Origin of the sequence: Pseudomonas sp. (genome assembly GCF_030696055.1) — a bacterium.
Lineage (GTDB): Bacteria > Pseudomonadota > Gammaproteobacteria > Pseudomonadales > Pseudomonadaceae > Aquipseudomonas.
Genome location: NZ_JAUYNP010000309.1, coordinates 1 through 8,179 on the forward strand (window position 1 = coordinate 1; position 8,179 = coordinate 8,179).

7 protein-coding genes are annotated in these 8,179 nt (G+C 65.2%); 6 read left to right on the forward strand and 1 reads right to left on the reverse strand.

Annotated features, from left to right (window positions below):
- The 4 genes from Q8Q83_RS18695 to Q8Q83_RS18710 form a co-directional block, all read left to right on the forward strand.
- On the forward strand, window positions 1-550 hold a 550-nt coding region (locus Q8Q83_RS18695), incomplete at its 5' end, for a response regulator (protein WP_305625634.1).
- Window positions 547-1,554: a chemotaxis response regulator protein-glutamate methylesterase gene (locus Q8Q83_RS18700; protein WP_305625635.1), complete on the forward strand. Its 1,008-nt coding sequence runs from the start codon at window positions 547-549 to the stop codon at window positions 1,552-1,554. The genes Q8Q83_RS18695 and Q8Q83_RS18700, both read left to right, overlap by 4 nt.
- A gap of 97 nt (window positions 1,555-1,651) precedes the next feature.
- Window positions 1,652-2,626, forward strand: coding sequence for a diguanylate cyclase (locus Q8Q83_RS18705; RefSeq protein ID WP_371132438.1), 975 nt, complete (start codon window positions 1,652-1,654; stop codon window positions 2,624-2,626).
- Window positions 2,627-2,899: 273 nt separating this feature from the next.
- Window positions 2,900-4,036: a CapA family protein gene (locus Q8Q83_RS18710; protein ID WP_305625637.1), complete on the forward strand. Its 1,137-nt coding sequence runs from the start codon at window positions 2,900-2,902 to the stop codon at window positions 4,034-4,036.
- Between the two features lie 274 nt (window positions 4,037-4,310).
- Here the strand turns inward: Q8Q83_RS18710 and Q8Q83_RS18715 are convergent, their stop codons facing one another.
- A complete protein-coding gene (locus Q8Q83_RS18715; RefSeq protein WP_305625638.1) occupies window positions 4,311-6,176 on the reverse strand; it encodes a sigma-54-dependent Fis family transcriptional regulator in 1,866 nt (621 codons plus the stop codon).
- Window positions 6,177-6,440: 264 nt separating this feature from the next.
- On the opposite strand from Q8Q83_RS18715, the gene Q8Q83_RS18720 reads away from it, so the two are divergent.
- Window positions 6,441-7,535 carry an ABC transporter ATP-binding protein gene (locus Q8Q83_RS18720; protein ID WP_305625639.1) on the forward strand — a complete coding sequence of 365 codons (1,095 nt, stop codon included), beginning with the start codon at window positions 6,441-6,443 and terminating at the stop codon, window positions 7,533-7,535.
- Window positions 7,535-8,179, forward strand: a 645-nt coding sequence (locus tag Q8Q83_RS18725; RefSeq protein WP_305625640.1) for an ABC transporter ATP-binding protein, incomplete at its 3' end; no start/stop codon positions are given. The genes Q8Q83_RS18720 and Q8Q83_RS18725, both read left to right, overlap by 1 nt.

Genomic DNA, 8,179 nt, shown 5'->3' on the forward strand with positions numbered 1-8,179 from the left:
GCCGCTCGACCCGCGCCTGGGCAAGCTGCAGAGCGTGGCCGCCGGCGCCCTGCTGGACGACGGCGCGCCGGTGCTGATCCTGGATATCGAGGACCTGCAGCGCGCCCTGGATAAGCTGCTCAGCAGCGGCCGCCTGGAACGCATCGACCGTGGCGCCCAGGGCCTCGGCGCGGCGCGCAAGCGGGTGCTGGTGGTCGACGACTCGCTCACCGTGCGCGAGCTGCAGCGCAAGCTGCTGCTCAATCGCGGTTACCAGGTGGCGGTGGCGGTCGATGGCATGGACGGCTGGAATGCGCTGCGCACCGAGCATTTCGATCTGCTGATCACCGACATCGACATGCCGCGCATGGACGGCATCGAACTGGTGACCCTGTTGCGCCGCGACCACCGGCTGCAGTCTCTGCCGGTGATGGTGGTGTCCTACAAGGACCGTGAGGAAGACCGCCGCCGCGGCCTGGAGGCGGGCGCCGATTATTACCTGGCCAAGGCCAATTTCCACGACGAGGCGCTGCTCGATGCGGTGAGCATGTTGATCGGGGCGCCCCTATGAAGATCGCCATAGTCAACGACATGCCGATGGCGGTGGAGGCGCTACGGCGGGCGCTGGCCTTCGCGCCCAAGCATGAGGTCATTTGGACCGCGGGCGATGGCGCCGAGGCGCTGCGCCGCTGCGTGGCGCAGCCCCCCGACCTGGTGCTGATGGACCTGCTGATGCCGCTGATGGACGGTGTCGAGGCGACCCGGCAGATCATGGCGCAAGCGCCTTGCGCGATCCTGCTGGTGACCGGCGACAGCGAGCAGAATATGCGCCGGGTGTTCGAGGCCATGGGCCATGGTGCGCTGGATGTGGTCAATACCCCAGCCCTGGGCATGGGTAGCGCGGCCGAGGCCGCCGCGCCGCTGCTGCGCAAGATTCAGAATATCGGCTGGCTGCTCGGGCAGCGCGAGAAGGAGGCGAGTCCGGTCACGCCGGCTCTAGCCAGCGGGGTGGCGCAGTGTCTGGTGGCCATAGGGGCCTCGGCGGGTGGTCCGGCGGCCCTGGCCGAGTTGCTGCGCGGCATCCCGGCCGGCTTCCCGGCGGCCATAGTGCTGGTGCAGCACGTCGATCAGGTATTTGCCGCCGGCATGGCCGATTGGCTGGCCCGGGAGTCCGGCGTGCCGGTGCGCCTGGCCCGCGATGGCGAACCCCCGCAGGCGGGCGTGGCCCTGCTGGCGGGCACCAACCAGCATATCCGCTTGCTGAAAAATGGCCATCTGGCCTACACGGCCGACCCCAGTGACTACTCTATATACCGTCCATCCATCGACCTGTTCTTCGAAAGCGTGGCCAAACACTGGCGTGGCCAGGCGGTTGGCGTGCTGTTGACCGGCATGGGCCGGGATGGCGCCCAGGGGCTCAAACAGATGCGCGAACGGGGCTTTCTGACCATCGCCCAGGACCAGCAGAGCAGCGCCGTCTACGGCATGCCCAAGGCGGCGGTGGGGCTGGGCGCCGCCGTCGAAGTTTGCCCCTTGCAGGGGATAGCACCGCGGTTGTTGGAGTTTTTTGCCTAGCCACAAAAACGTGGCCGCCAATCTCGAAGGCGGCCAGGGAGCTAATGTGAACGATCCACGCGATAGATCGGTTCTGACGCTCGATGAGAATGCCGCGATGGTGTTGCTGGTCGACGATCAGGCGATGATCGGCGAGGCGGTGCGGCGCAGCTTGGCCGAGCAGGAAAACATCGATTTCCATTACTGTGCCGACCCGCACCAGGCCATCGCCCAGGCTATCCAGATCAAGCCCACGGTGATCCTCCAGGACCTGATCATGCCAGGGGTGGATGGTCTGACCCTGGTGGGGGAATACCGCGCCAATCCGGGTACCCGGGATATTCCCATTATCGTCTTGTCCACCAAGGATGACCCCGGCGTGAAGAGCGCGGCCTTTGCCGCCGGCGCCAACGATTACCTGGTCAAGCTGCCAGATGCCATCGAACTGATCGCGCGCATCCGCTACCACTCGCGCTCCTACCTGACCCTGCTGCAGCGCGACGAGGCCTACCGGGCCCTGCGCGAAAGTCAGCAGCGCCTGATGGAGACCAATTTGGTGCTGCAACGCTTGATGAACGCCGATGGTTTGACCGGCCTGTCGAACCGCCGTCACTTCGACGAATACTTCGATATGGAGTGGCTGCGCGCCCAGCGCGAGCAGAGCCTGATGTCGCTGCTGTTTATCGATGTCGATTACTTCAAGAGCTACAACGACGAACTGGGCCACCTGGCCGGCGACGAGCTGTTGCGTCATGTGGCTGCCGCCATGCGCGAGCACTGCACGCGGCCGGCCGACATAGCGGCGCGCTACGGTGGCGATGAGTTCGTGGTCTTGCTCCCGGGCACTGCTGCGGCTGGAGCGCGGGTGGTGGCCGAGAAGATCCGCGGAGCCATACTGGCCCGCCGTATTCCCCACAGCACCCCCAGCCACGGCTCCGTCGCGACCCTGAGCATCGGAGGCGCGACCCTGACACCGCAACAGGGCGAGTCCTCCAAACTGCTGCTCCAACTGGCCGACCAGGGCCTCTATTGCGCCAAGAACCAAGGGCGCAACCAGGTCAAAACCCTGGAGCGGCCAACCCCGACAGACTGAACGAGGTACCCGCCAGGGCCCGGCAAGGCCTGACGTTCCTGCCCGGCGGCAGCATTTGCCTCACTGCATGGGCTGGGCGCATAGGCGGCCTTTACCGAACCGCAATTCCGTAGGATGGGTTGAGTTTCGTAGGATGGGTTGAGCGAAGCGCTACCCATCGGCTGTTTCGTTGGCGATTGGCGATTGCCGCGAGCGCTGGGCGCCGCAGGAAAATCGCCTTACCCTGGAGGCAAGCGGCGTGAGTCGCCCGCCCCTCGCAGGAGGCATGCCCAGATGGCCAGCCCCGACGCAACTCGCAGAGCGCCGCTCAGCCTGTTCCTCAGCGGCGACGTGATGACCGGGCGCGGCCTCGACCAGGTGCTCGCCCACCCTTCGGCGCCGCGGCTGTACGAGGCCTGGGTCGAGGACGCGCGGGAGTACGTGCGCCTGGCCGAACGGCGCAACGGCCCGATCCCTGCGCCAGTGGCGCCGGCCTACCCCTGGGGAGTGGCGCTGGAGGTGCTGGCGCGGGCCGCGCCGGACCTGCGCCTGATCAATCTGGAAAGCGCGGTGACCCGACACCCGCGGCCCTGGCCGGGCAAGGGCATCAACTACCGCATGCACCCGGCCAATCTCGCCTGCCTGCAGGCGGCCGCCATCCACTGCTGCGGCCTGGCCAACAACCATGTGCTGGACTGGGGCCGCCCCGGCCTGCGGGAGACCCTCGCCAGCCTGCACGCGGCTGGCCTGCAGACGGCAGGCGCCGGCGTGGACCGCGACCAGGCCGAGCGCCCGGCGCTGTTCGCCATTCCCGGCAAGGGCCGCGTGCTGGTGTTCGCGGTGGGCCTGGCGGACAGCGGCATACCACCGACCTGGGCCGCCGGCGCCCAGCGCCCGGGGCTGAGCTTCCTGTCCGATCTCTCGGCGGCCTCGGCGCAGCGTCTGGCCGCCCGCCTGCGGCGGCACAAGCAGGTTGGCGACCTGCTCATCCTCTCGGTGCACTGGGGCGGCAACTGGGGCTATCACATCCCGCAAGCGCAACAGGAGTTCGCCCACCGGCTGATCGAGGAGGGCGGCGTCGATCTGCTGCATGGCCACTCCTCGCATCATCCCAAGGCCCTGGAGGTGTACCACGGGCGGCTGATCCTCTACGGCTGCGGCGACCTGCTCAACGACTACGAAGGCATAGGCGGTCATGAGGCCTACCGGGACGACTTGCGCCTGCTCTACCTGGCCGAACTGGAGGCCGGCAGCGGCAAGCTGTGTGCCCTGCGCCTGGTGCCGCTGCGGATCGCGCGAATGCGCCTGCAGGAGGCCAGCGGGGAAGAACGCCAGTGGCTGCTGCAGCGCCTGGCGCCCGAGGTGCGCCGCTTCGGCGCCGAGCTCAGTCTGGATGACGACGGCTGGCTGGCGCTGAGCTGGGGGCTGTGATTGGCGATGTCCCAATTAGGTGTTGCACGCAGCTTTTGTAGGCGGGGTTAGCGGCGCAACCTAAGGTCGAAATTTCACCGCGAAGCCCGTGCGCCGCGTAACCCACCAAGCGGTGATCGGCCTGCCCCATCTGGTGGGTTACGTGGCGCACCAATTGCGCAGTTGTTTTGCCAACCCGCCTCTGCGCCACTAACCCACCCTACGAATTACCGCGCCCCCGACGTACCACGAAAAGAGGGCGGGTTTATTTATAGGGCAGAGCATCCGTAGCGATCTAGGCCTTTAGCCCGTTTTCTCGCAGCCGCTTATACAGCGTGTTGCGACTCACCCCCAGGCTCCTCGCCAAATACGAAATATTTCCCCCGCAGGCCTGGAACTGGCTGACCAGATCGGCCTCACCGGCCGCAGTCAGGGCTGGTTGAGGGGCAGGGCTGGGCTGCTCAGCCTGGCCAGGCGACTCCTGCAGATCGGCAAAGAAATCATCCGGCAGATGCTCTGGACGAATCTGCTGGTCGTCGGCCATGGCCAGGGCGATCTGCAGCACGCTGCTCAGTTGGCGCAGGTTGCCCGGCCAGGGGTGGCGCTCGAACAGGGCCAGCACCTCGGGGCTCGGTCCGGCCCATTGCTGCGGCTCGCGGTGGTAGTCCCAGATGCGTTGCACCATGGCGGCCTTGTCGCTGCGTTCGCGCAGTGGCGGCAGCTCCAGGTTGAGGCCGCTGATGCGGTAGTAGAGGTCCTGGCGGAACAGGCCGCTGTCCACATCCTGACGCAGCGGGCGATTGGTGGCGGAGATCAGGCGGATGTCCACCGGGTACAGCTCGCTGCTGCCCAGGGGTTGTACGCAGCGCTCCTGCAATACGCGCAGCAGACGCGCCTGTACGCGCAGGGGCATATCTCCGACTTCGTCGAGAAACAGCGTGCCTTTATGGGCCTTGCGGATCAGGCCGATGCTGCCTTTCTGGTTGGCGCCGGTAAAGGCGCCTTTCTCGTAGCCGAACAGCTCGGATTCGACCAACTCTGCGGGAATCGCCGCGCAGTTGACCGCGATAAAGGCCTGGCTGGCGCGCGAGCTGGCCTGGTGCAGGGCCTTGACGAAGACTTCCTTGCCCACCCCGGTTTCGCCATGCACCAGGATCGGAATATCCTTTTCCAACAGGCGCTCGGCCTGGCGCACGGCCTTGTCCACGCGCGGGTCGCCCAGGTTGATCGAGGCCAGGGTAAGGCCTTTGCTAGTCGGCTCGGCTGGCGCGGCCGGGCGGAAGTCGCGGGCCTGGATGGGTGCGGGTTGCTGCGGGCGTTTGACCTGGGCGTGGAAGCGGAAACGTCCGCCGGCGCGCAGGTTGAAGGGTTGGGCTTCGGGCTGGTTGAGCAGATGGCGCAGCGGCACATCGAACAGGCTTTCGATATTCACCCGCGCCAGGCCGACGCCGAGCAGGCTGTCGGCACGGCGGTTGGCGGACACCACCTGGCCCTGATCGTCGAAGATCAGCAGCCCGGCCCAGGGGCTGTCGAGGTTGTTCAGGCTGGTGTTGAAGGTCAGCTGGAAGTAGCGCTGCTGGAACAGGTTGAGGATCAGGCGGTTTTCCACCGACTGACTCATCATCTTGACCATGCCCAGGGTGTGGGAGGGCGGCAGGTAGCTGTCGCTGGAAACGTCCAGCACCGCGATCATCTGCCGCTGCTCGTCGAAGATCGGCGAGGCCGAGCCGGTCATAAAACGGTTGGCCTTGAGAAAGTGCTCGTCGTGCTGGATATGCACGGCCTGGCCGCAGCTCAGGGCAGTGCCTATGGCATTGGTGCCGGTATAACGCTCCAGCCAGCTGGCCCCGGAGACGAAACCGGGCGCGCGGCTGGGCTCGATAAAGCGCTGGTCGCCCCAGGACTGCAGCACCTGGCCCTGGTGGTCGGCGAGCATGATCAGGCAATTGGAGTTGGCCAGGATATTCCCGTAGTAGGGCAGCACTTCCTTGTGGGTGGTCTGCACCAGGGCATGCTGGCTTTCCAGCAGGGCGGACACCTCGCCGGGGCTCGGCTGCGTGAAGATAGGTGGGCTCTGGTGGGTCAGGCCGAAGTCGCGGCAGCGCGACCAGGAGTCCTGAATGATGCGGTCGTGGGGCAGGGCAGCGGCAGCTTCAGCCATGACAGGGGTCTCGCTGGGATTCTTGTTGTTATCGGTTCCCGCTCTCTGTCGGGTCGCGCCCAGTGTCGCCTATGACTGTTCAATGTCAACGCCGCCGTTGTTCAGTTGTTCAGTGGCTACTGTGCAAAGTTGTTCAGTCGCTGTGCTGTGAACAGCTGCAGGTTAATGTCCTATCCTTGTAAATCAAAGTCTTAGCGAGCGGTGTGGGTGGTTGGCACGGAACTCGCTTTGTAAGCGGCAGAGAACAAGAAAAAAGGACGTCCCATGTCGCTTACCCTGGAACATGTCACGCGTATCGTCGATCAGCAGGTGCATATAGACGATGCCTGCCTGAGCTTCGAACCCGGTTCCTTCAATGTGTTGCTTGGCCGCACCCTGTCCGGCAAGACCAGCCTGATGCGTCTGATGGCGGGCCTGGACCAGCCGAGCAGCGGCCGCATCCTGATGAATGGCGCGGACATGACCAAGGTGCCGGTGCGTCAGCGCAACGTCTCCATGGTCTATCAGCAGTTCATCAACTACCCGACCCTGACGGTATTCGAGAATATCGCCTCGCCCCTGCGCCAGGCCGGGGTGAGCAACGCCGACATCCTCGAGAAGGTGCATGCCACCGCGCAGATGCTGCGCATCGAGGGTTTGCTTGCGCGCTATCCGCTGGAGCTGTCCGGCGGCCAGCAGCAGCGCACGGCCATGGCTCGCGCCCTGGTCAAGGATGCCTCGCTGATCCTGTTCGACGAGCCGCTGGTCAACCTCGACTACAAGCTGCGCGAAGAGCTGCGCCAGGAGATGCGCGAGCTGTTCCAGGCCCGCCATACCATCGCCATCTACGCCACCACCGAGCCCAACGAGGCCCTGGCCTTGGGCGGAACCACCACCATTTTGCACGAGGGGCGGGTGGTGCAGAGCGGCAAGACGCCTGAGGTCTACCATCGTCCGCAACAGGTGCTGGCCGCCGAATTGTTCTCGGAGCCTGCGATCAACCTGATGCCGGGCCGTATCAGCGGCACCGAGGTGAGTTTCGCCGATGCCGTGCATTTCCCGCTCAACCCGGACCTGCAGGGCATAGCCGAGGGCGAATACCGTTTCGGCGTGCGCCCCAGCCATATCGGCCTGGTGCCGTCCAACGACGACGACCTGGAGCTGGCGGTGACAGTCGAGCTGGCGGAAATCAGCGGCTCGGAAACCTTTCTGCACGTGCGCAACGAACAGTTCGTCCTGGTGCTGCACTTGCCGGGGGTGCACGAGTACGACGTGGATACGCCGATCCTCATCTATATCCCCACCCACAAGCTGTTCGTCTTCACTGCCGATGGGCAGTTGATCCAGGCGCCGACTCGCCGTTTAGGGAGGGTCGCCTGATGGCCGAGATCCGTTTGCACAACCTGGCCCACAGCTACAGCCGCGCGCCCAATGGTGCGGCCGATTACGCCATTCGCGAGATGAACCATGTGTGGGCCCAGGGCGGTGCCTATGCGCTGCTGGGGCCGTCCGGCTGCGGCAAGTCGACCCTGCTCAATATCATCTCCGGCTTGCTCAGCCCGTCCCACGGCGAGGTGCAGTTCGACGGCAAGGTGGTCAACCAGCTGCACCCCGAACAGCGCAATATCGCCCAGGTTTTCCAGTTTCCGGTGGTCTACGACACCATGACGGTGTTCGACAACCTGGCCTTTCCCCTGCGCAACCAGGGCATGGCCGAAGCCAAGATTCTGGCCAAGGTGCACGAGATAGCCGAGGTGCTGGAACTGCACCCGCTGCTGCACAAGAAGGCGCGCAACCTCACCGCCGATGAGAAGCAGAAGGTCTCCATGGGCCGCGGCCTGGTGCGCGACGACGTGTCGGCGATCCTGTTCGATGAGCCGCTGACCGTGATCGACCCGCACCTGAAGTGGAAGCTGCGGCGCAAGCTCAAGCAGATCCACGAGCAGTTCAATATCACCATGGTCTACGTCACCCACGATCAGCTGGAGGCTTCCACCTTCGCCGACAAGATCGCGGTGATGTAC